This is a genomic window from Mycobacterium sp. ITM-2016-00318 (assembly GCF_002968285.2).
In the GTDB taxonomy this organism is placed as follows: domain Bacteria; phylum Actinomycetota; class Actinomycetes; order Mycobacteriales; family Mycobacteriaceae; genus Mycobacterium.
Genome location: NZ_CP134400.1, coordinates 3,354,416 through 3,374,934 on the forward strand (window position 1 = coordinate 3,354,416; position 20,519 = coordinate 3,374,934).

20 protein-coding genes and 1 pseudogene are annotated in these 20,519 nt (G+C 66.8%); 12 read left to right on the forward strand and 9 right to left on the reverse strand.

The features are described 5' to 3' along the window. The first annotated feature begins 9 nt into the window (after positions 1 to 9). The 7 genes from C6A82_RS16490 to C6A82_RS16520 all read left to right on the forward strand — a co-directional run bounded on the left by C6A82_RS16490 (position 10) and on the right by C6A82_RS16520 (position 7,212). Entirely contained in the window at positions 10 to 1,296 is a 1,287-nt protein-coding gene (locus C6A82_RS16490) for a CdaR family transcriptional regulator (RefSeq protein WP_105344881.1), read from the forward strand. A gap of 127 nt (positions 1,297 to 1,423) precedes the next feature. Next, positions 1,424 to 2,332, forward strand: coding sequence for an ACP S-malonyltransferase (locus tag C6A82_RS16495; RefSeq protein ID WP_105344883.1), 909 nt, complete (start codon positions 1,424 to 1,426; stop codon positions 2,330 to 2,332). 82 nt (positions 2,333 to 2,414) lie between these two features. Further along, on the forward strand, positions 2,415 to 2,717 hold the full coding sequence (gene acpM, locus C6A82_RS16500) for a meromycolate extension acyl carrier protein AcpM (protein WP_105344884.1): 303 nt from the start codon (positions 2,415 to 2,417) through the stop codon (positions 2,715 to 2,717). Beyond that, on the forward strand, positions 2,714 to 3,964 hold the full coding sequence (gene kasA / locus C6A82_RS16505) for a 3-oxoacyl-ACP synthase KasA (RefSeq protein WP_105344886.1): 1,251 nt from the start codon (positions 2,714 to 2,716) through the stop codon (positions 3,962 to 3,964). Before acpM ends, kasA begins: the two co-directional genes overlap by 4 nt. Positions 3,965 to 3,996: 32 nt before the next feature. Further along, positions 3,997 to 5,250, forward strand: coding sequence for a 3-oxoacyl-ACP synthase KasB (gene kasB, locus C6A82_RS16510; protein WP_105344888.1), 1,254 nt, complete (start codon positions 3,997 to 3,999; stop codon positions 5,248 to 5,250). 44 nt (positions 5,251 to 5,294) lie between these two features. Next, positions 5,295 to 6,719 (forward strand): acyl-CoA carboxylase subunit beta, encoded by a 1,425-nt coding sequence (locus C6A82_RS16515; RefSeq protein ID WP_105344889.1) that lies wholly within the window; start codon positions 5,295 to 5,297, stop codon positions 6,717 to 6,719. Between the two features lie 103 nt (positions 6,720 to 6,822). After that, entirely contained in the window at positions 6,823 to 7,212 is a 390-nt protein-coding gene (locus tag C6A82_RS16520) for a hemophore-related protein (RefSeq protein WP_105344891.1), read from the forward strand. A 386-nt stretch (positions 7,213 to 7,598) separates the two neighbouring features. Here C6A82_RS16520 and C6A82_RS16525 read toward each other — a convergent pair whose 3' ends face one another. After that, positions 7,599 to 9,161, reverse strand: a complete 1,563-nt coding sequence (locus tag C6A82_RS16525) for a glycerol-3-phosphate dehydrogenase/oxidase (RefSeq protein WP_105344893.1) — start codon at positions 9,159 to 9,161, stop codon at positions 7,599 to 7,601. Beyond that, a complete protein-coding gene (locus C6A82_RS16530; RefSeq protein WP_105344894.1) occupies positions 9,158 to 9,739 on the reverse strand; it encodes a TetR/AcrR family transcriptional regulator in 582 nt (193 codons plus the stop codon). The genes C6A82_RS16525 and C6A82_RS16530 overlap by 4 nt, the downstream gene beginning before the upstream one ends. A gap of 20 nt (positions 9,740 to 9,759) precedes the next feature. Between C6A82_RS16530 and C6A82_RS16535 the strand changes: the two genes are divergently transcribed. Continuing rightward, on the forward strand, positions 9,760 to 11,340 hold the full coding sequence (locus C6A82_RS16535) for an FAD-binding oxidoreductase (RefSeq protein ID WP_311101898.1): 1,581 nt from the start codon (positions 9,760 to 9,762) through the stop codon (positions 11,338 to 11,340). Further along, on the forward strand, positions 11,337 to 12,266 hold the full coding sequence (locus C6A82_RS16540; RefSeq protein ID WP_255419263.1) for a diacylglycerol kinase: 930 nt from the start codon (positions 11,337 to 11,339) through the stop codon (positions 12,264 to 12,266). The genes C6A82_RS16535 and C6A82_RS16540 overlap by 4 nt, the downstream gene beginning before the upstream one ends. 73 nt (positions 12,267 to 12,339) lie before the next feature. On the opposite strand, the gene C6A82_RS16545 is transcribed toward C6A82_RS16540, so the two are convergent. The 5 genes and pseudogenes from C6A82_RS16545 to C6A82_RS16565 all read right to left on the reverse strand — a co-directional run. Beyond that, positions 12,340 to 12,852, reverse strand: coding sequence for a DUF3145 domain-containing protein (locus C6A82_RS16545; RefSeq protein WP_105347868.1), 513 nt, complete (start codon positions 12,850 to 12,852; stop codon positions 12,340 to 12,342). 125 nt (positions 12,853 to 12,977) lie between these two features. After that, positions 12,978 to 13,799 carry a serine hydrolase gene (locus tag C6A82_RS16550; protein ID WP_105347860.1) on the reverse strand — a complete coding sequence of 274 codons (822 nt, stop codon included), beginning with the start codon at positions 13,797 to 13,799 and terminating at the stop codon, positions 12,978 to 12,980. Between the two features lie 10 nt (positions 13,800 to 13,809). Next, positions 13,810 to 13,971: a hypothetical protein gene (locus tag C6A82_RS16555; RefSeq protein ID WP_199193911.1), complete on the reverse strand. Its 162-nt coding sequence runs from the start codon at positions 13,969 to 13,971 to the stop codon at positions 13,810 to 13,812. After that, positions 13,968 to 14,681 (reverse strand): chemotaxis protein CheY, encoded by a 714-nt coding sequence (locus C6A82_RS16560; RefSeq protein ID WP_105347858.1) that lies wholly within the window; start codon positions 14,679 to 14,681, stop codon positions 13,968 to 13,970. Before C6A82_RS16560 ends, C6A82_RS16555 begins: the two co-directional genes overlap by 4 nt. Positions 14,682 to 14,749: 68 nt before the next feature. Further along, positions 14,750 to 15,022 (reverse strand): annotated as a pseudogene (locus tag C6A82_RS16565) (dioxygenase); the annotation flags it as partial. Between the two features lie 53 nt (positions 15,023 to 15,075). On the opposite strand from C6A82_RS16565, the gene C6A82_RS16570 reads away from it, so the two are divergent. Further along, positions 15,076 to 16,164, forward strand: coding sequence for an S-(hydroxymethyl)mycothiol dehydrogenase (locus C6A82_RS16570; protein WP_105347857.1), 1,089 nt, complete (start codon positions 15,076 to 15,078; stop codon positions 16,162 to 16,164). Beyond that, the gene (locus C6A82_RS16575; RefSeq protein WP_105347855.1) at positions 16,161 to 16,790 is read left to right on the forward strand and encodes an MBL fold metallo-hydrolase; all 630 of its coding nucleotides are present in this window, start codon (positions 16,161 to 16,163) and stop codon (positions 16,788 to 16,790) included. The genes C6A82_RS16570 and C6A82_RS16575 overlap by 4 nt, the downstream gene beginning before the upstream one ends. Positions 16,791 to 16,834: 44 nt before the next feature. Here C6A82_RS16575 and C6A82_RS16580 read toward each other — a convergent pair whose 3' ends face one another. Further along, complete coding sequence (locus C6A82_RS16580) at positions 16,835 to 17,569, reverse strand: SHOCT domain-containing protein (protein ID WP_105347854.1); 735 nt, start codon at positions 17,567 to 17,569, stop codon at positions 16,835 to 16,837. A 48-nt stretch (positions 17,570 to 17,617) separates the two neighbouring features. Here C6A82_RS16580 and C6A82_RS16585 point away from each other — a divergent pair, with 48 nt between their 5' ends. Further along, positions 17,618 to 18,727 carry an SAM-dependent methyltransferase gene (locus C6A82_RS16585; RefSeq protein WP_396836189.1) on the forward strand — a complete coding sequence of 370 codons (1,110 nt, stop codon included), beginning with the start codon at positions 17,618 to 17,620 and terminating at the stop codon, positions 18,725 to 18,727. 28 nt (positions 18,728 to 18,755) lie between these two features. Here C6A82_RS16585 and C6A82_RS16590 read toward each other — a convergent pair whose 3' ends face one another. Further along, on the reverse strand, positions 18,756 to 20,519 hold the full coding sequence (locus C6A82_RS16590; RefSeq protein ID WP_105347852.1) for an acyl-CoA dehydrogenase family protein: 1,764 nt from the start codon (positions 20,517 to 20,519) through the stop codon (positions 18,756 to 18,758).

The following is a 20,519-nucleotide window of genomic DNA, read 5'->3' on the forward strand; positions in this document are numbered from 1 at the left end:
CTTTTAGGGGTGCCCGACAACCGATTTGTTCCGCCCGCCTCCACGCTGGAGGTGCTCGACACCGTGCCCGAATCGGTGTTGCGCAGGTTGAGCCAGTATTCGGGGCGGCTGGCGACCCAGGCCGTGCACGCCCTCGAGGAGCGGCTGCCGTTCTTCGCCGAGCTCGAGGCCTCGCAGCGGTCCAGTGTCCAGCTGGTGGTGCAGACCGCGGTGGTCAACTTCGTGGAATGGATGCGCAACCCGAACGGCGACGTCGGATACACCGCGCAGGCCTTCGAGGTGGTGCCGCACGACCTGCGCAGGCGTATCGCGCTGCGCCAGTCGGTGGAGATGGTGCGGGTCACCATGGAGTTCTTCGAGGAAGTGGTGCCGCTTCTGGCCCGCTCCGAGGAACAGTTGACGGCGTTGACGGCCGGCATCCTGCGATACAGCCGCGACCTTGCGTTCGCCGCCGCGACCGCCTACGCCGACCAGGCCGAGGCCCGCGGCGCCTGGGACACCCGGATGGAGGCCAACCTCGTCGACGCCGTGGTGCGCGGCGACACCGGGCCGGAGCTGCAGTCCCAGGCGGCCGCGCTGAACTGGGACGCCACCGCGCCCGCGACCGTCATCGTGGGGATCCCGCAGTCCGCTCGAATCGACCTGGCCAGCGATGATGTGCATGACGTAGCCAGCAGGAACGGCCGCGCGGCGCTATCCGACGTGCACGGCACCTGGTTGGTGACGATCGTGTCGGGCCCCCTCAGCCTGACCGATCGGTTCCTGGCCGAATTGTTGACCGTCTTCGCCGATGCTCCGGTGATCATCGGGCCGACCGCACCGACGCTGTCGTCAGCGCATTGGAGCGCCACGGAGGCGATCGCCGGTATGAACGCCGTCGCAGGCTGGACCGGTGCGCCGCGGCCCGTTGCCGCACGTGAACTTCTGCCCGAGCGTGCGCTGCTCGGCGATGTGTCGGCGATTGCGGCGCTGGAGACCGAGGTCATGCGACCGCTGGCGGACGCGGGGCCGGCGTTGACCGAGACGTTGGACGCCTATCTGGACTCCGGAGGCGCGATCGAGGCCTGTGCGCGCAAACTGTTCGTTCATCCAAACACCGTGCGCTATCGCTTGAAGCGCATCGCCGACTTCACCGGCCGGGACGCAACCACCCCTCGTGACGCTTATGTCCTGCGGGTGGCGTCGACGGTTGGGCGGTTGACGCGCCAAGCACAGCATTCGAGCACGTCGAACATGTCCGCAGCACCCATAGCGAAGCTCCCGGGGGCGGCCGCGGGGCGGAACCGGGCAGGGTAACAGATTGCAGCTCCATATCGATGGAGTCGCATCACATGCTGTTTTGTTGGGTCTCCACAAAAAGATAAGACGAGGTTCATATTCTCTTACACCGCGCGGAGACGTTCCCTCAGTGTTTCCTTAAACAGTGCTCGCATTGCTTGCTCCCGGACAGGGATCGCAGACTCCCGGCATGCTCGCCTCATGGCTTGAGTTGCCGGGCGCGGCTGACCGCATCTCCACCTGGTCGCAGGCCAGCGGCCTTGACCTCGCACGCCTCGGCACCACCGCGACGGCTGAGGAGATCACCGATACCTCGGTGACACAGCCCCTCGTCGTTGCGGCAACCCTGCTGGCGTGGGAGGAACTGACCAAGCGTGGTCTGCTCGCTGGACGCGACTTCATCGCAGCAGGCCACTCAGTCGGTGAGATCGCCGCGTACGCCATCGCGGGCGTCATCTCCAGCGACGACGCGGTAGCGCTCGCGGCTACCCGCGGCGCCGAGATGGCCAAGGCCTGTGCAACCGAGCCCACCGGCATGTCCGCTGTGCTCGGCGGCGACGAGGCCGACGTGCTCAGCCGCCTCGAAGCCCTGGACCTGGTGCCGGCGAACCGCAACGCGGCCGGCCAAATCGTGGCGGCGGGCAGCCTGGCCGCGCTGAGCAAGCTGGCCGAAGATCCGCCCGCCAAGGCGCGCGTGCGGCCCCTTGCCACCGCGGGCGCGTTCCACACGCATTACATGGCTTCGGCCACTGACGGCTACGCCGCCGCGGTTTCAAAGGTCGCCACCGCTGAGCCGGCCGCCACCTTGCTGTCCAACGCCGACGGCAAGCCGGTCACCTCGTCCGCCGACGCCATGACCAAACTGGTCGCCCAGCTGACCCGGCCGGTGCGCTGGGATCTCTGCACGGAGACGCTCCGGCAATCCAACGTGACCGCGATCGTCGAGTTCCCGCCCGCAGGGACGCTCGCCGGGATCGCCAAGCGCGAACTCAAAGGGGTACCGACGCACGCCGTCAAAGCCCCCGCCGACCTGGACGGGCTATCCGAGCTCTAGAGGTATGACCATCGGCGCCGCCGAGGTCTGTACAACCGCATAACACGTAAATCGCAGTACACAACGAATAGAAGGAGCCATTGTGCCCGCCACTCAGGAAGAAATCATCGCCGGTCTCGCCGAGATCATCGAAGAAGTCACCGGTATCGAGCCGTCGGAGGTCACCCCGGAGAAGTCGTTCGTCGACGACCTGGACATCGACTCGCTGTCGATGGTGGAGATCGCCGTGCAGACCGAGGACAAGTACGGCGTGAAGATCCCCGACGAGGACCTCGCCGGTCTGCGCACCGTCGGTGACGTCGTCTCCTACATCCAGAAGCTCGAGGAAGAGAACCCCGAGGCCGCCGCCGCGCTGCGCCAGCAGATCGAAGCGGATCGCGCGTGACCAGGCCTTCCACTGCTAACGGCGGGTTCCCCAGTGTTGTGGTAACCGCCGTCACGGCGACGACGTCGATCGCGCCTGACATCGAGAGCACGTGGAAGGGCTTGTTGGCAGGCGAGAGCGGCATCCGCGTCCTCGAGGACGAATTCGTTACCAAATGGGACCTTCCCGTGCGGATCGGCGGCCACCTCAAGGAGGCCGTCGACGACCACATGGGTCGACTGGACCTGCGACGCATGTCGTACGTCCAGCGGATGGCCAAGCTCATCGGTGGTCAGGTCTGGGATGCCGCGGGTAACCCTGAGGTGGATCCGGACCGGTTCGCGGTCGTGGTCGGCACCGGTCTGGGTGGCGGCGAGAAGATCGTCGAAACCTATGACCTGATGAACGAGGGCGGCCCCCGCAAGGTGTCGCCACTCGCCGTCCAGATGATCATGCCGAACGGTGCCGCAGCGGTCATCGGCTTGCAGCTCGGTGCCCGTGCCGGCGTCATGACCCCCGTCTCGGCGTGTTCGTCGGGCTCGGAGGCCATCGCGCACGCGTGGCGGCAGATCGTGATGGGTGACGCCGACATCGCCGTCTGCGGCGGTGTCGAGGGCGGCATCGAGGCGCTGCCGATCGCAGCGTTCTCGATGATGCGTGCCATGTCGACTCGTAACGAGGATCCGGAAGCGGCTTCTCGCCCGTTCGACAAGGATCGCGACGGGTTCGTGTTCGGTGAAGCGGGTGCGCTCATGGTCATCGAGACCGAGGAGCACGCCAAGGCGCGCGGCGCCACCATCCTGGCACGATTGATGGGTGCAGGCATCACGTCCGACGCCTTCCACATGGTGGCTCCGGCTTCCGACGGCATGCGCGCCGGCCGGGCGATGTCGCGGGCGATGGAGCTCGCGGGCCTTGAACCCAAGGACATCGACCACATCAATGCGCACGCCACGGCAACTTCGATCGGTGACGTCGCGGAGGCCAACGCTATCCGCGTCGCCGGATGCGCAGACTCCGCGGTGTACGCGCCCAAGTCGGCGCTCGGCCACTCCATCGGGGCAGTGGGTGCGCTCGAGTCGGTGCTGACCGTGCTGTCGCTGCGCGACGGCGTCATCCCGCCGACACTGAATTACGAAACTCCGGATCCTGAGATCGATTTGGATGTCGTCGCGGGCGAGCCGCGGTACGGCGACTACAAGTACGCGATCAACAACTCATTCGGATTCGGCGGACACAACGTGGCACTTGCCTTCGGCAAGTACTGAGTGTTCGGGGGGAAAGGAACGATCTCGGCGAAATGACAGGGTTGGCTACGGGGAGCGGACTCCCCAATGTTGTCGTCACAGGCGTTGCCATGACGACTGCCCTGGCGACCGATGCGACAACCACGTGGCAGAAGCTGCTCGACGGGCACAGCGGCATCCGTAAACTCGACGATCCCTTCGTCGAGGAGTACGACCTCCCCGTGCGCATCGGTGGGCATCTCCTCGAGGACTTCGAGGACGAGCTGACGCGTATCGAGCTCCGGAGGCTGTCGTATCTGCAGAGGATGTCGACGGTGTTGAGCCGGCGGGTCTGGAAGGACGCGGGCGACCCGGAGGTGGATCCGAAGCGGCTGATGGTGTCGATCGGCACCGGTATGGGTTCCAGCGAGGAACTCCTCTTCGCCTATGACGGCATGCGGCAGAAGGGCCTGCGCGCGGTTTCGCCGCTCGCGGTCCAGATGTACATGCCCAACGCGGCGGCAGCCGCAGTCGGTTTGGAGCGCAAGGCGAGGGCCGGGGTCATCACCCCCGTCTCGGCCTGCGCCTCCGGCTCAGAAGGCATTGCACACGCGTGGCGCAACATCGTGCTCGGCGAGGCCGACATGGCGATCTGCGGCGGCGTCGAGACGAAGATCGAGGCGGTGCCGATCGCAGGATTCGCTCAGATGCGAATCGTGTTGTCCACCACCAACGATGATCCGGCCGGGGCATGCCGCCCGTTCGACAAGGACCGCAACGGGTTCGTGTTCGGCGAGGCGGGTGCGCTCATCGTCATCGAGACCGAGGAGCACGCAAAGGCGCGCGGCGCCACCATCTTGGCACGGTTGATGGGTGCCAGCATCACCTCGGACGGCTTCCACATCGTGGCGCCCGACCCCAACGGTGAGCAGGCCGGCCATGCGATGACGCGGGCCATCCAGCTCGCGGGACTCAAGCCCACCGACATCGACCACATCAACGCGCACGCCACCGGCACCAGCGTCGGCGACGTGGCCGAGGGTCAGGCGATCAACAACACGATGGGCGGGCACAAGCCTGCGGTGTACGCACCCAAGTCCGCGCTCGGCCACTCGGTAGGCGCGGTAGGTGCCGTCGAATCGATCCTGACGGTGCTGGCACTGAAGAACGGCGTCATCCCGCCGACGCTGAACCTGAAGAATCTGGACCCGGACATCGACCTCGACGTCGTGTCCGGCTCGCCGAGACCCGGCAACTACAACTACGCGATCAACAACTCGTTCGGATTCGGTGGGCACAACGTGGCGCTCGCCTTCGGGAAGTACTAAAGGTACTGCGCGCCCCGATAATCCGGCCGTATCAGGAGGTTTCGATGACAATCACGGCCCCCGAAGCAGTCGGCGAATCAACCGATCCCCGCGACCCGCTTCTGCGCCTCAAGACGTTCTTCGACGACGACTGCGCCCTCGAGCTCCTGCATGAGCGGGACCGCTCCGGCGTGCTCGCCGCGGCAGGCACCGTCAACGGCATGCGCACCGTCGCGTTCTGCACCGACGGCACCGTCATGGGCGGCGCGATGGGCGTCGAAGGCTGCGCCCACATCGTCAACGCATACGACACCGCCATCGAGGAACAAAGCCCGATCGTCGGGATCTGGCACTCCGGCGGTGCGCGGCTCGCCGAGGGCGTCAAGGCGCTGCACGCGGTCGGTCTGGTGTTCGAGGCGATGATCCGGGCGTCGGGCTACATCCCGCAGATCTCAGTCGTCGTCGGATTCGCCGCGGGTGGCGCGGCTTACGGGCCCGCCCTGACCGACGTCATCGTGATGGCTCCCGACAGCCGGGTCTTCGTCACCGGGCCCGACATCGTGCGCAGCGTCACCGGCGAGGACGTCGACATGGCGTCGCTGGGTGGCCCCGATACCCACCACAAGAAGTCCGGCGTGTGTCACATCGTCGCGGACGACGAACTCGACGCGTACGCGCGTGGCCGTCGGCTGGTCGGATTGTTCTGCCAGCAGGGTCATTTCGACCGCACGAAGGCCGAAGCGGGCGACACCGACCTGCACGCTCTTCTGCCCGAGTCGCCCCGCCGCGCCTATGACGTGCACCCGCTCGTCGAGGCGCTGCTGGACGCCGACGCTCCCTTCGAGGAGTTCCAGGCGAAGTGGGCGCCGTCGATGGTGATCGGCCTCGGCAGACTGTCCGGGCGGACCGTCGGCCTGCTCGCCAACAACCCGCTCCGGCTCGGCGGCTGCTTGAACTCTGAGAGCGCCGAGAAGGCAGCACGTTTCGTGCGGCTGTGCGACGCGTTCGGCATTCCGCTGATCGTCGTGGTCGACGTGCCCGGCTACCTCCCCGGTGTCGACCAGGAGTGGGGCGGCGTGGTGCGCCGCGGCGCCAAGCTGCTGCACGCCTTCGGTGAGGCGACTGTTCCCCGAGTCACGCTGGTCACCCGCAAGATCTACGGCGGTGCCTACATCGCGATGAACTCGCGCTCGCTGAACGCGACGAAGGTGTTCGCATGGCCGGACGCCGAGGTCGCGGTGATGGGCGCCAAGGCCGCCGTCGGCATTCTGCACAAGAAAAAGCTGGCCGCCGCGCCCGAAGACGAGCGCGAGGCGCTGCACGAGGAGCTCGCCGCCGAGCACGAGCGCATCGCGGGCGGGGTCGACTCCGCCATCGAGATCGGTGTGGTCGACGAGAAAATCGACCCTGCGCACACCCGCAGCAAGTTGACCCAGGCACTGGCCGAGGCGCCGGCCCGCCGCGGACGGCACAAGAACATCCCGCTGTAACCTCTAGTCGTTTCGGACCTCTGAGGATCTCGCATTCCGTACTGTGGGTAGCGGCCCATTGAGTTGGGGGACATCGACAGGGCCCTGACAGAGGAGTTGAGGTATGCGAATTTCTGGAATGACGATGCGCCGTGGGATCGTCGGCGTAGCTGCCGCCGGAGCGCTGGCGGGACTGACCGGCGCGGTCGCAATGCCGACGGCATCCGCTGCACCCCCGTGTGATGCCGCCGGCCTGAACACCGCGGTCAGCCAGGTTTCTGGAGCTACAGCCGCGTACCTGTCCAGCCATCCCGGTGCGAACGACGCGATCACAAATGCGGGTGGTGCGGGTGGCAACGCCGAGGCCGCGATCCGCAACTACTTCGTGGCTCATCCGACGGAATGGGCCGATCTGCAGCGCATCGCAAGTCCGCTGCGAAACTTGCGGGCGCAGTGCGAGGTTGATGTGGCACCCACCGAGATCGCACGGCTCTTCGACGCGATGGCGTCGTAGCGAGTCAGGCTTGCGCGATGCCTGCCCATCGCGGGCGCGAGCAGATCGGCGAGCGCTGCCCAGGCCACGGTCTTGGTCTCGGGCAGCGCTATGCCGAATTGATAAGGCGCGAAAAGAATCTCCAGACCCTCGGCTGTGGGTAGCCAGTTCACGAAGTTCTCCGCCCTCGGCTCGGCCCCGCACAGCTCGGACAGCCGGTTAACGCTGGCTGCTCGCGGTGAACAGGTTCGTGAGCATGATCGGGTCGGCGCTTCGGGTGTCGATCACCAGCGCTGCGACCATCGACGCCATACGCCTCATCTGATGGCCAGTCCAGATATCCGTAATCCTCGAACACCACGCCTAGCCGCGCAATTCGGTCACTTCGGCGCGACCGTGGGCAAGACTCATCGCACCCCTTTCGCGAGCAGTTCCTCCGCCACAGTCAGCACCGTGTCGCGGTCGGAGTCGACCAGACCTATGCGGGTGCGGCGGTCGACGATGTCGTCGACGGTCATCGCGCCCTCATGCGTCACCGCATACTCGAACTCGGCCCGGATCACGTCGACGCCCTCGGCCACCGGATCGGTGGGTCGCTCGCAGGTGGCCTTGGCGATGACATTCGGCGCCTCGGCTCCGAACCGGGCGACGAGCGACGACGGCAGGTTGGTGGGAACGCGCAGGGTCGCAACCGGATTCGAAGGTGCCCCGACGAGCGGCAGGTTCCTGGTCCGGCACTGGTCGGCCCGTAGACCGCGCAACTCGACTGCCTTGTCGAGCACATCCTCGGCCATGTACCGGTATTCGGTCAGCTTGCCGCCGATCACGCTGATCACGCCCGACGGCGACTCGACGACGGCGTGGTCGCGCGACACATCCGCCGTGCGCCCCGAGCCTGTGTCTATCAACGGCCGCAGCCCCGCGTAGGCGCCGATGACGTCGTCGCGGCCGAGCTTCGTGTCCAAGGCCGTGTTGACGGTGTCCAAGAGGAATCCGATCTCCTCCGAGGTCGGCTCGGGAACGTCGGGTATCGGGCCCGGCGCGTCCTCGTCGGTCAGGCCGAGGTAGATCCGGCCCAATTGTTCGGGCATGGCGAAGACAAATCGGTTGAGCTCGCCGGGAATTGGAATCGTAAGCGCCGCAGTCGGATTGCCGAACGCCTTGGCATCGAACACAAGATGGGTACCGCGGCTGGGCCGCAAGCTGATCGACGGCTCGACCTCGCCAGCCCACACCCCGCTGGCGTTGATCACCGCGCGCGCGGCCACGTCGAACGACTCCCCCGTCAGCTGGTCGGTCAGGCGCACGGACGTGCCGGTCGCCTCCGAGGCGGCCACCCGGGTCAGAATCCGTGCACCGTGCTGGGCAGCCGTCCTCGCCACGGCGGCGACCAGGCGGGCGTCGTCGATCAGCTGGCCGTCGTAGGCCAACAGCCCGCCGGAGAGACCGTCGCGCCGAACGGTTGGCGCCATGTCGACGACCCGATCGGCGGAGATGCGACGCGACCGGGGCAGCGTCGACGACCGGGTACCCGCCAGTCGGCGCAGGCCATCCCCTGCCATGAACCCGGCCCGCACCAGCGCCCGCTCAGGGGTGCCCATCGCAGGCAGCAGCGGAACCAACTGCGGCATGGCGCTGACGAGATGCGGCGCGGTGCGCGTCATGAGAAGTCCGCGTTCGACGGCGCTGCGCCTGGCGATTCCGATGTTGCCGGTTGCCAGATACCGCAGGCCGCCGTGCACGAGCTTGGAACTCCACCGGCTCGTCCCGAACGCCAAGTCCTGCTTTTCCACCAGCGCCACGGTCAACCCGCGCGAGGCGGCGTCAAGGGCGATGCCCGTTCCGGTGATGCCGCCCCCGATGACGAGGACATCGAGCGACTGAGGCGCACGCGAGGAGCCGGGCCCGTCGGCGAGCGCGGCCAACTCGCGACTGCGGCGAGAGGCGTTAAGGGCGGCCGAGTTCGTCATGGTCGGAGGTATCCGTTCAATGAGTGGGCGAGTTCGACGGCGAGTGCGTCGGCATTCAGGATCGGTGCCACGATTTGTGCGGACTGGATGGTCGACTGGGTGATCAACAGGCACATCGCGGCGAGTTGGCGCGGGTCGCCCGCGCGCACGCTGCCGTCGCGCTGGGCGGCCTTCAGTTCGGAGGCCACCGCCTCGATGAGGATCTGCTGGCTGGTGCCGAGGCGTTCGGCGATGTAGACCATGGCCAGTTCAGGGGCGGTGTGGAACACCGACATGACGACCTCGTCGTGCCGTAGCCGTTCGGCGACGCCGACGATCCGCTCGACCAGCGCTTCGCGTCCGCCACCACGCGAGGGCACCTCGCGCAGCACGCGGATGATCCGCGAGGTCAGCAGCGCGGCCAGCAGCGCGCGGGTGTCGGGCCAGCGGCGGTAGATGGTCGGCCTGCTCACTCCGGCCCGGCGGGCGATTTCGGCCAGCGTCACTCGGTCGACGCCGTAAGCCAGCACGCAACTCGCGGCCGCATCGAGGATCCGGTCCCCGAGGTCCGGCGATGCATCGTTACTGATTGACAGCATATGTAATACTGTAACGCATGATGAAGTGGGATGCATGGGGTGACCCGGATCAGGCCAAGCCGCTCTCCGACGGGATTCGGACCCTGCTGGAGCAAGCGCTCGGCGTCGGAGATTCCCCGCTTCCCGAACTGAGGCCCGAGCAGGTCAAGCTGCGGCCGTCGGCACTGTCGGCCGCCGACCGCGACGCGCTGGCCGACATCGTCGGCGCGGAGAACTGCGGCGTCGACGACGAAGCCAGATTGCTTCGGGCGGGCGGCAAATCGACTCTCGATCTGCTGAGGCGCCGTGATCCCGGCGTGCAGGACGCCCCCGACGCCGTGGTGTTGCCCGCCTCGGAAGACGATGTCGCCGCCGTCCTCCGGGTGTGCGGGCAGCGCAGCATCGCCGTCGTTCCCTTCGGGGGTGGCACCAGTGTCGTGGGCGGCCTCGATCCGCTGCGAGGGCAGTTCAAGGCCGTCATCTCGCTTGACCTACGCAGGCTGAATGAACTGCACTTCCTCGACGAGGTGTCCGGCGAGGCTGACCTCGGGGCGGGCGTCACGGGTCCGGAGGCCGAACGGCTGCTCGGCGAGCGTGGTTACTCGCTCGGGCACTTTCCGCAGAGCTTTCAGTTCGCGACGATCGGCGGATTCGCCGCAACCAGATCGTCGGGTCAGGACTCGGCGGGCTACGGGAGGTTCAACGACATGGTGCGCGGACTCCGCGCGGTCACACCCGCAGGGGTTCTCGACCTCGGCCGGGCACCGGAGTCCGCCGCGGGGCCTGATCTGCGCCAGCTGCTGATCGGTTCCGAAGGCGTGTTCGGCGTCATCACCCGCGTCCGCGTCAAGGTTCATCCGACGCCCGCCGCCAGCCGTTACGAGGCTTGGTCGTTTCCCGACTTCGCCACCGGCGCAGAGGCTCTGCGCGCGGTCACTCAGACAGGCACCGGCCCGACCGTGCTGCGACTGTCCGATGAAGCCGAAACCGGAGTGAACCTGGCGACCACCGAGAACATCGGCGAGAACAGCGTCACCGGCGGATGCCTGGCGATCACCGTTTTCGAGGGCACCGAGGACCACGTCGAGAGCAGGCACGCCGAAACTCGGCGATTGATGGAGGCGAAGGGCGCCACCTCGCTGGGCGAGGGGCCTGCGAAAGCGTGGGAGCACGGCCGCTTCAACGCGCCGTATCTGCGTGACTCGCTGCTGTCGGCCGGCGCGCTGTGCGAGACGCTCGAGACGGCCACCAACTGGTCGAACGTCCCCACGGTGAAGGCCGCGGTCACCGAGGCCCTGACCACCGCGCTGGCCGAAACCGGCACGCCGGCCCTTGTGCTGTGCCACATTTCGCATGTGTATCCCACGGGAGCGTCGCTGTACTTCACCGTCGTCGCGGGGCAGCGCGGTAACGCGATCGAGCAGTGGCGCAAGGCGAAGGCCGCCGCATCGGATGCGATGGTGCGGACCGGCGCCACCATCACCCACCATCACGCGGTCGGCGCCGATCACCGGCCGTGGATGCGCGATGAGGTCGGCGATCTCGGCGTGCAGGTGCTGCGGGCCGTCAAGGCTGCACTTGACCCGGTCGGAATCCTCAACCCGGGCAAGCTGATTCCGTGAGTGCCGCGCACGCGAGGAGCGAAAAGGCTGTCGGCCGTGTCACGATGCTGACCAACCCTGCGTCAGGGCACGGCAGCGCGCCGCATGCGGCAGAACGCGCGGTCGCCCAGTTGCACAAACGGGGTTTCGACGTCGTCGCGATAGCGGGCACGGACGCCGAGCACGCGCGGCGCCTCGTCGACGGCGCGCTCGAGCGCGGAATGGATGCGCTTGTCGTCGTCGGCGGCGACGGCATCATCTCGCTCGCGCTGCAGGTGCTCGCGCAGACCGACATTCCGCTCGCCATCATCCCAGCGGGCACCGGCAACGACCATGCCCGCGAATTCCGTATTCCGACAGGGGATCCGGAAGCGGCAGCCGACGTAGTCGTCGATGGTAGGGCCGAAACGGTCGACCTCGGCCACATCGTGGGCGCCGACGGCACCGACCGATGGTTCGGCACCGTGATGGCCGCGGGTTTCGATTCGCTTGTCACCGACCGAACGAACAGGATGCGCTGGCCGCACGGCAGGATGCGCTACAACGTGGCGATGGTCGCAGAACTGTCCAAGCTGCGACTGTTGCCGTTCCGCTTGTCGTTCGACGGCGACCAACTCGAAACAGCGTTGACGCTGGCCGCCTTCGGCAACACCAAGAGCTACGGCGGCGGCATGAAAATCTGCCCCAACGCCGACCCCACCGACGGACTGCTCGACGTGACCATGGTGGCCTCCGCCTCGCGGACGAAGTTGATCCGCCTGTTCCCCACCGTTTTCAAGGGCACCCACGTCGACCTCGACGAGGTCCGCACCGCACAGGCGAAGACGGTCACCGTCGACTCCCCCGGCATCAACGCCTACGCCGACGGCGAGTTCGTCTGCCCGCTGCCCGTCGAGGTGTCGGCGGTCAGCGGAGCGCTGAAGATTCTGCGGCCGACCGTCTTGTAGCCCGACTGTGCGCCTACGGACGCGGCTCGCCGACACCGCGTCCGAAACCGCACATTGGCGAGCGACCGTGGGGCTAGCCGACGCCTCGATTGAGCCAAGAGACATCGCCCGTATCGCCGCCGCTGCGATACGGCTCGAGGGCTTCGTCCCATGCGGTGCCCAGCACCGAGTCCAGTTCGGCGGCGAGCATGTCGGCGCCTGATGACATCAACGAGCGCAGCCGCATTTCGCCGACCATCACATCGCCGTTGGCGCTCATCGTTCCGCTCCACAACCCGAGCTGCGGTGTGTGGCAGAAGCGCTGGCCGTCGACTCCGTTGCTCGGATCTTCGGTGACCTCGAATCGCAGCACCGACCAGGAACGCAGCGCGTTGGCGAGCTGCCCGCCCGCGCCGACCGGGCCGACCCAGTTGGTGACGGCGCGCAATTGTCCGGGCATCGCCGGCTGGGGTGTCCAGGTCAGATTGGCCCTCGACCTCAGGGTCGACGACAACGCCCATTCGACATGCGGGCACACGGCCGCTGGTGAGGCGTGGATGTAAACCACGCCCATCGTCGAGTCGGCGAATTGGTTCGACGCACGCATCTGCTGCTCCTTCGGCTCCACGAGGGACGTCTTCCCCAACGACCTGGTGGTTGAAATGAGCTGCAGTTGTGTCGTACGTGTCTATTGTGCCTTGTGAGGCCCCTGTTGCGCTAGTCCCAGTCCTGTTAGCTGTCGAATTCGGCGATCACCGCATCCGACAGCGCCGGCCAGCGCTCGTAGGCCCAGTCGCCGAAATTCCGGTCGGCCAGCACAACAAGGCCCAGGTCACGGCGGGGGTCGACCCAGATGAACGTCCCCGACTGGCCGAAATGCCCGTAGGTGCGACCGGAGTTGGTCGACCCGGTCCAGTGCGGCGATTTGGCGCCGCGGATCTCGAAACCCAGGCCCCAGTCGTTGGGCCGCTGCACGCCGAAGCCCGGCAAAACGCCGTCGAGGCCCGGAAACTGCACCTCGACGGCCGAGTCGTGCATTTCCGCCGACACCAGCGACGGTCGTAGCAGTTCAGCGGCGAAGGCCCCGAGATCGGCGACCGTCGACGTGCCGCCGTAACCGGCCGCCTCGGCACCGCCCTCGAGGTCGCTGGAGGCCATTCCGAGCGGCTCGAAGACAGCCTCGGCCAGATATCGGCCGAATTCGATGTCGGCTTCCTTCCCGACCGCCTCCGCGGCCACGCCGAACCCGTAGTTGGAGTAGATTCGCCGTTTGCCCGGCGGCGACATGACTTGATCGTCGTGCATCGAGTAGCCCGACGCGTGGGCCAGCAGGTGTCGAATCGTCGAATCGGGCGGACCCGCGGGCGTGTTGAGTTCGACGACACCCTCTTCGATCGCGATCTGCACGGCGCGCGCCGCCAGTGGCTTGGTCACCGACGCCAGCGCGAACCGGTGCCCGAGGTCACCGTGCTCGGCGACGACGCCGGCGGGATTGACCACCGCCGCGGCCACATTGGAAACCGGCCAGTCGGCGATGACGTCGAGTGCAGACACCGAAGGGAGCCTAGTTCGCCGTCCATGCCGAGACGATCGCGGCCACATGGCGGGCGTCGGTGCCGCAGCACTCGCCGAGGACCCGGACTGCGGGCAGCCGGTCGCGCATCGAGGCATGCTGGGCGCCGAGCTCAGCCGGGTCGCCCTCGGTCAGCTCTGTCGCCGCCGTCACGTGTCGGCCATGACCACTCCGGTGACGACCACCCACCGCCGCATCGACTCGGTCCACGCCTCGCGATGCCGCGCATCGACGTGTCTGCCCGGTCGCAGCACCAAACGGTAGACGTCGCCGGCCCATTCGAGCGGAAGTCGTTCGTCGAGCATCGGAACCAGCGCGTCGTCGAGAAGCCGGTACCCGTCGGCGGCGCGCGACTCCAGCAGCGCGGCGACTCCGTCGACGACCCGCATGAGCGTGGCCAGCGTCGCATCACCGGTGCTCGAGGCCGCTTCCCGCAACACGGTCGAGGCGCGGGCCAGCGCGGCGGCGTCACCGGCGGCGACCGCGGCCGCGGAGTCGAGGTAGGCCAGATAACCGTGCGTTCCGCCGGCTGTTGCGTCCACGAGCAGTGCCCTGGCCCGGTCCGCCCACAGTCGCGACACCACCAGGTGGTCGCGGGCATGCCACAGAAGAGCGAGCACGGCCGCCTCCATCGCCGCGGCGGGGGGATCGGTGCGTATCAACCGGTCGAACGTACGCGCTGCCAGGCGGACCGCCTCGCTTCCGTGGCCGAGCCGCCAGGCGGCGACGCTGTAGGCGTCCAGGTCGTCAGTCGGCATCGGCCCGAGGCCGTCGGCTCGCACGAATGCGGCGTAGCTGGCCGCCCAGTCGTTGCGCCGGTGGGCGGTGCGGGCCTCGCTGAGGTAGTCGATCAGGGTGTCCATCGCCTCTCCATCACACCAGTTGGATCGACCGCTTCGCCAGGCCCATCCAATAGCCGTCGACGACCTGCCTCGGCGGTCGTGGCCAGTGCCGGCGCACCAGGAGCGTCGTAGGTGACGGCGTAGTAGCGGTCCGGAAACCCCCAGAAGTCGTAGGTCAACGGCGTCTCGACGGTGGTCGAGCCGATGGTCAGAGGTGCGGCCTCCCAGTGAGCGGAGATGACGAGGATCGCTTTCGGAGCAGGCAGCTCCCCTGCCCAGGCTGCGAGCTGCGACACCCACAGCTCGTCGTCGACGAGTGGCGGGGCGCCATGGCTGAGATACAGCACCGGAGTGGCCGTCATGGTTACAGGCTTGCACTATCGGGCCGCCGACGCTGCCCGCTAAGGTTTGACTCATGGGTCAAACAGTGCGCGGAGTGATCTCGAGAAAGAAGGGCGAACCGGTCGAGGTGACCGATGTGGTCATTCCCGATCCTGGTCCAGCCGAGGTGGTGGTCGATATCCAAGCCTGCGGCGTCTGCCACACCGATCTGACCTACCGCGAGGGCGGCATCAACGACGAGTACCCGTTCCTGCTGGGCCACGAGGCGGCAGGCACGGTCGAATCCGTCGGGGCCGGTGTCACGAATGTGGAGCCCGGCGATTTCGTGATCCTCAACTGGCGCGCGGTGTGCGGGCAGTGCCGGGCATGCAAGCGCGGCCGCCCGCACTTGTGCTTCGACACCTTCAACGCCGAGCAGAAGATGACGCTGACCGACGGCACCGAGCTGACCCCGGCTTTGGGCATCGGGGCCTTCGTCGACAAGACGCTGGTACACGAAGGCCAGTGCACGAAAGTCGATCCCGCTGCCGACCCGGCCGTCGCCGGGCTGCTGGGCTGCGGGGTGATGGCCGGTATCGGCGCGGCGATCAACACCGGTGCGGTCAACCGCGACGACACCGTCGCGGTGATCGGCTGCGGTGGTGTGGGCGACGCCGCGATCGCCGGAGCGGCGTTGGTCGGTGCCAAGCGGATCATCGCGGTAGACACGGACAACAAGAAACTTGACTGGGCGCGTCAGTTCGGTGCCACGCACACGATCAACGCGCGCGAACTCGATCCGGTCGCGACGATCCAGGACCTCACCGACGGCAACGGTGCCGACGTCGTGATCGACGCTGTCGGCAGACCCGAAACCTGGAAGCAGGCGTTCTACGCCCGCGATCTGGCGGGAACCGTTGTGCTGGTGGGTGTTCCGACGCCCGACATGGAGCTCGAGATGCCGCTGGTGGACTTCTTCTCCCGCGGCGGTTCGCTGAAATCGTCGTGGTACGGCGACTGCCTGCCCGAGCGCGACTTCCCCACGCTGATCAGCCTGTATCTGCAGGGCAGGCTGCCGCTGGAGAAGTTCGTCTCCGAACGCATCGGACTCGACGACATCGAGGACGCCTTCCACAAGATGCACGCAGGCGAGGTGCTGCGCTCGGTGGTGGTGTTCAAATGAACGGCGGACCGATTCAGCGCATTGTCACCCACGGCACCTTCGAACTCGACGGCGGCAGCTGGGAAGTCGACAACAACATCTGGATCGTTGGCGACGAGAACGAGGTGGTGGTGTTCGACGCGGCACACGACGCCGGGCCGATCGTCAACGCCGTCGGCGGCCGCAATGTGGTCGCTGTGGTGTGCACCCACGGCCACAACGACCACGTGACGGTGGCGCCGGAACTCGGCGACGCGCTCGACGCGCCGGTGCTGCTGCATCCGGCCGACGACGTGCTGTGGCGAATGACGCACCCCGACAGGGAGTTCCGCTCGGTCGGCGACAGCGAGAAGCTGCGCGTCGCAGGAACCGAGATCCGCGCCCTGCACACGCCGGGCCATTCGCCCGGCTCGGTCTGCTGGTATGCGCCCGAGTTGGGCGGCGTGTTCAGCGGGGACACGTTGTTCGAGGGCGGACCTGGCGCGACGGGCAGGTCGTACTCCGACTTCCCGACGATCCTCGAGTCGATCGCCGGCAGGCTCGGCAAGCTACCTGGCGAAACCGTCGTCTACACCGGCCACGGCGACTCCACCACCATCGGCGACGAGATCGTCCACTACGACGAATGGGTCGCACGAGGCCACTGATCTTCCTTCGCGAGCGGGTGGGCCCGCGGGAGAAGGAAGGACAGCTAGCCGTCGAGGATTCGGCGCTTCTCGGCCTCGAACTCGTCCTCGGTCAACGCGCCGGAGTCCCGTAACGCGGCCAGATTCTTGAGCGCCTCGATGCGGATGCCGTCGTCGGTCGGGGTGTAGGGGTCCCTCACCTCGTGCAGGTCGCCGACGCTGAACGTCGCGCCGACCGGGGTCGCCGGCGATGGGCGCTTGCCGCTTCTCACCGCATAGATGATCGCCGCCGTCAACTCGATCAACCCGAGGACGAGCACGCCGCCGAACACCCACGCCAGCGTGGCGTTCGACGAATCCTTGCCGAATGCCAGTTGCGGGTTGAGGTAGCCGTTCACCTGGCCGTCGGTGCTGATGTCGTAGGTGCCGTCCGCCGGGATCTGCACCGTCCACACCCTGATGTGGACATCGTTGTTGATCGACGTCGTCGTGCCCCAGTTCTCGTCGACCTTCGGTTGCGGAATGCCCTCGGGGGGAGTCATTGTCAACCCAAGGGACGGCACCGGTAGGCCGCCTCCACTCGGACTGCCGACGGTCTGGGTGTGGAAACTGACGGTCGCTTCGCCCGCAGGCAGATGCAGGCTGCTCGAGCCGGGGATCGGCACCTCGCCGTAGGCGTCGTACTCGTCGAAGATGAACGCGTTGAGCACCAGGGTGACGATGAGGCCGACAATGGCTACGGCCAGCGTCAGCACCGCCGCGACGATGAAGATTTTGGGCGCCGTGCGTCCGCCAGCCATTCGCGCAGTCTGTCACGCGGCGACCGGCAAGACTACTACCGTGGTCGCATGCCCGAGAAGCCGTCGGCGGTGCCCGAGTCGAGCGTGGTCGTTCGACCCGAGCCGATGGACAGCGAGAAATTCACCGTCAGCTCTCGGCTCCAGGCCGCCGGATTGCGTCCGGCGATAGAGCTTTTCGAACGCGCAGCCGACACCGTGCCGTTGCCACGGTCACCGCAGCCTGTGGTGATCGCCGACTACGGCGCATCAACCGGACACAACTCGCTTGCCCCCATTTCGGCTGCGCTACCCGTGCTGCGCAACCGGATTCGGCCCGAGCATTCGATCCTCGTCGTGCACACAGACGTGCCCGAAAACAACTTCACCGTGATGTTCGAGACGCTGGCCGAGGACCCCGACACCTACCTGCACAAGGACGCGGCGACGTTCGCCTCCGCCGTGGGAAGGTCGTTCTACAGCCAGATCATCCCGTCCAACAGCGTCCACCTCGGCTGGTCGTCGTGGGCGATTCAGTGGCTCCGCCGGGTGCCCGCGCCGGTGCCCGATCACGTGCAGGTGACCTACAGCGCCGACGAGGGCGTGCGTGCCGCGTACGAGAAGCAGGCCGCACACGACTGGCACGAGTTCGTCGCGTTCCGAGGTCGCGAGCTGTGTCCCGGCGGACAGCTGGTCATCTTGACCATGGCCCTCGACGAGGACGGCGGCTTCGGTTACCGGCCACTGCTCGACGCCCTCGTCGACGGGCTCGACGAGTTGGCCGCCGCCGGCCTGCTGACCGAGGACGAAGTACGTCGGATGTGCCTGCCGACCGTCGGCAGGCGCGAGTCCGACTTCCGGGCGCCGTTCGCCCCGTCCGGCCGCTTGGAGCGCCTGGCGATCGAACATCTCGAGGTGTTCGACGCCGAGGACAGGTTTTTCACGCAATACCAAGTCGACCACGACGCAACCGCTTTCGGCGCGCTCTGGGCAGGCTTCGTGCGGGCATCGGTCTTCCCGACGTTGGCGACCGCACTGGCCGACGGCCGCGAAGATGCTCGGTCACCGGAATTCTTCGACCGCCTCGAGGCCGGCATCGTCGAGCGGTTGGCTGCGGCACCCGAACCGATGCATATCCCGTTCGCGAAATTGGTGCTGACGAAACAACGGAGTGCGAAATGACCTCTGCCGCTGCGGTCGGGCCGCTGGTCTACGGCCGCATCTCGTAGGCGCCGTCGTAGGCCTTCACCCGTTCCCACACCCTGCCGAAGCGTTCGGTATCCGACACCGGTTTGCGGACCGCGCCGAGCGCCCAGTCCTGCTGAGCCTGCGTCGAGCTCGACTTACCATGCAGGGCAACCGCGTACGCACTGAAGTCGCGTACCTGGAAGTCGAAGATCTGGTCGACGATGTCTGCCATATCCGAGTCCATGCCCGTCAGCGCCGCCTGCTCGAGAATCAGCTGGCCGTAGACGATCAGCGAGAAGAGGTGGCCCACGTTGAGCAGGAAGTCCAGATCCTTCTGTTGGCCGGCATCTGGAGCGGCGGTGAAGAGGAACTCCCTGAAGGCCTGCGCCTGCTCGTAGAAACGCGCGACGTTGGGGATGGTCAGGTGCCGTTCGTAAGCCGGCGTCCAGTCGGCGAACTGAACTTTCCCCGCACCGCGCGTCGGACCCTGCTTCCAGAAGAAAACGTCGTCGGCGGGATCGTTGCGGCTCGGAATCTCCGGATACTGGGCCGGATTGAGCATGTAGTTCGGCATGAACTTCAACACGAGACCGACGTTGACGTGAACGGTGCCTTCCAGACGGGGCAGTGCCCCGATGAGCTGCGCCACCTCGCGGAACATCGTGTTCTTCTCATACCCCTTGGCGGCGACGACATCGTGGAGCGCCCGCACGACGTTCTCGCCCTCCATCGTGACCTTGGCCTTGGTCACGGGATTGAACAACAGGTAGCGCCGATCGTCGAGGCTCGCGCTGCGCAGGTAGTCGACCGAGCGCTGGCTGAACAGTTTCATCGCCACTATCCGCGCATACGAGTCGACGAAATTGGCCCGCACGTGGGCGAAGTCGGTCACCGGGTTGCCGTACAGGATCCGATTCTGCGCGTGGGTGATCGCCTCGTAGAAGGCGTGTTCGACCATGCCGATGGAACACGTGCACAAATTGAACTTGCCGATGTTGACCGTGTTCAGCGCCGCCGCAAAGGCTTCCACGCCGGTATGCAGGATGTCCTCGGCGCGCACCGGATAGTTCTCCAGCCGGAACGTCGATACGTAGATCTGCATGTGCACGACGTTGTCGACCAGGTGGTAGTTCTCGTGACGGCTGTCGGCGACGAAGAACACATACCCTTCCCCAGCGTCCGCCTCACCGACGTCGCCGCGCCGGCCGAACACCGAAACCATGCTCGCCACATTGCCGTTGCCGATGTAGTACTTCTCCCCCGTCGCCCGGTAGAGGATGCCGTTGGCGACGTCCTCCTCGCTTGCCGGTGTGAGGACCATGTCGGTGTTGTAGACGTCGGCGCCGTGCTCGCGCTCGGACAGCCCGAACGCCATCACCTCGCCGGCCGCGAGATCGTCGGCGGCCTTGAGCTTGGCGTCCTTGTTCTCGCTCTGCCAGATCGGCCCGAGACCCAGGATGGTGACCTGCTCGGTGTACCAGTAGGTCAGCCCGTAGAACCCGAGGATCTCCGACAGCGCAGCGTTGCGCGCGGCATCCCATCGCTTGTTCTCGTCGCCTGCGGCGAACTCCGACGGCGTGAGGAACGTCGCGAAGAGACCCTCGCGCTTGACGAAGTCGACGAAGTCGCCCGGCCACACCGCCTTGAGGTCGTCGTCCAGCAGCCGCTTCTTGCCCTGGCCCTCGAAGAAATCGATGGTCGCACGCAGCAACCGGCGGGTCTCGGCGTCGAACCGCTCCGGATCGTAGGTGTTCGGATTGAACAGCAGGCCGTCCATCTTGGTCAT

Excerpts from the sequence above, each read along its gene's own strand:
- kasB (WP_105344888.1), top strand. The coding sequence starts at position 3,997 with ATGACAGGGTTGGCTACGGGGAGCGGACTCCCCAATGTTGTCGTCACA.
- C6A82_RS16515 (WP_105344889.1), top strand. The coding sequence starts at position 5,295 with ATGACAATCACGGCCCCCGAAGCAGTCGGCGAATCAACCGATCCCCGC.
- C6A82_RS16520 (WP_105344891.1), top strand. The coding sequence starts at position 6,823 with ATGCGAATTTCTGGAATGACGATGCGCCGTGGGATCGTCGGCGTAGCT.
- C6A82_RS16525 (WP_105344893.1), bottom strand. The coding sequence starts at position 9,161 with ATGACGAACTCGGCCGCCCTTAACGCCTCTCGCCGCAGTCGCGAGTTG.
- C6A82_RS16530 (WP_105344894.1), bottom strand. The coding sequence starts at position 9,739 with ATGCTGTCAATCAGTAACGATGCATCGCCGGACCTCGGGGACCGGATC.
- C6A82_RS16535 (WP_311101898.1), top strand. The coding sequence starts at position 9,760 with ATGAAGTGGGATGCATGGGGTGACCCGGATCAGGCCAAGCCGCTCTCC.
- C6A82_RS16545 (WP_105347868.1), bottom strand. The coding sequence starts at position 12,852 with ATGCGTGCGTCGAACCAATTCGCCGACTCGACGATGGGCGTGGTTTAC.
- C6A82_RS16560 (WP_105347858.1), bottom strand. The coding sequence starts at position 14,681 with ATGGACACCCTGATCGACTACCTCAGCGAGGCCCGCACCGCCCACCGG.
- C6A82_RS16570 (WP_105347857.1), top strand. The coding sequence starts at position 15,076 with ATGGGTCAAACAGTGCGCGGAGTGATCTCGAGAAAGAAGGGCGAACCG.
- C6A82_RS16575 (WP_105347855.1), top strand. The coding sequence starts at position 16,161 with ATGAACGGCGGACCGATTCAGCGCATTGTCACCCACGGCACCTTCGAA.
- C6A82_RS16580 (WP_105347854.1), bottom strand. The coding sequence starts at position 17,569 with ATGGCTGGCGGACGCACGGCGCCCAAAATCTTCATCGTCGCGGCGGTG.
- C6A82_RS16585 (WP_396836189.1), top strand. The coding sequence starts at position 17,618 with ATGCCCGAGAAGCCGTCGGCGGTGCCCGAGTCGAGCGTGGTCGTTCGA.
- C6A82_RS16590 (WP_105347852.1), bottom strand. The coding sequence starts at position 20,519 with ATGACCAAGATGGACGGCCTGCTGTTCAATCCGAACACCTACGATCCG.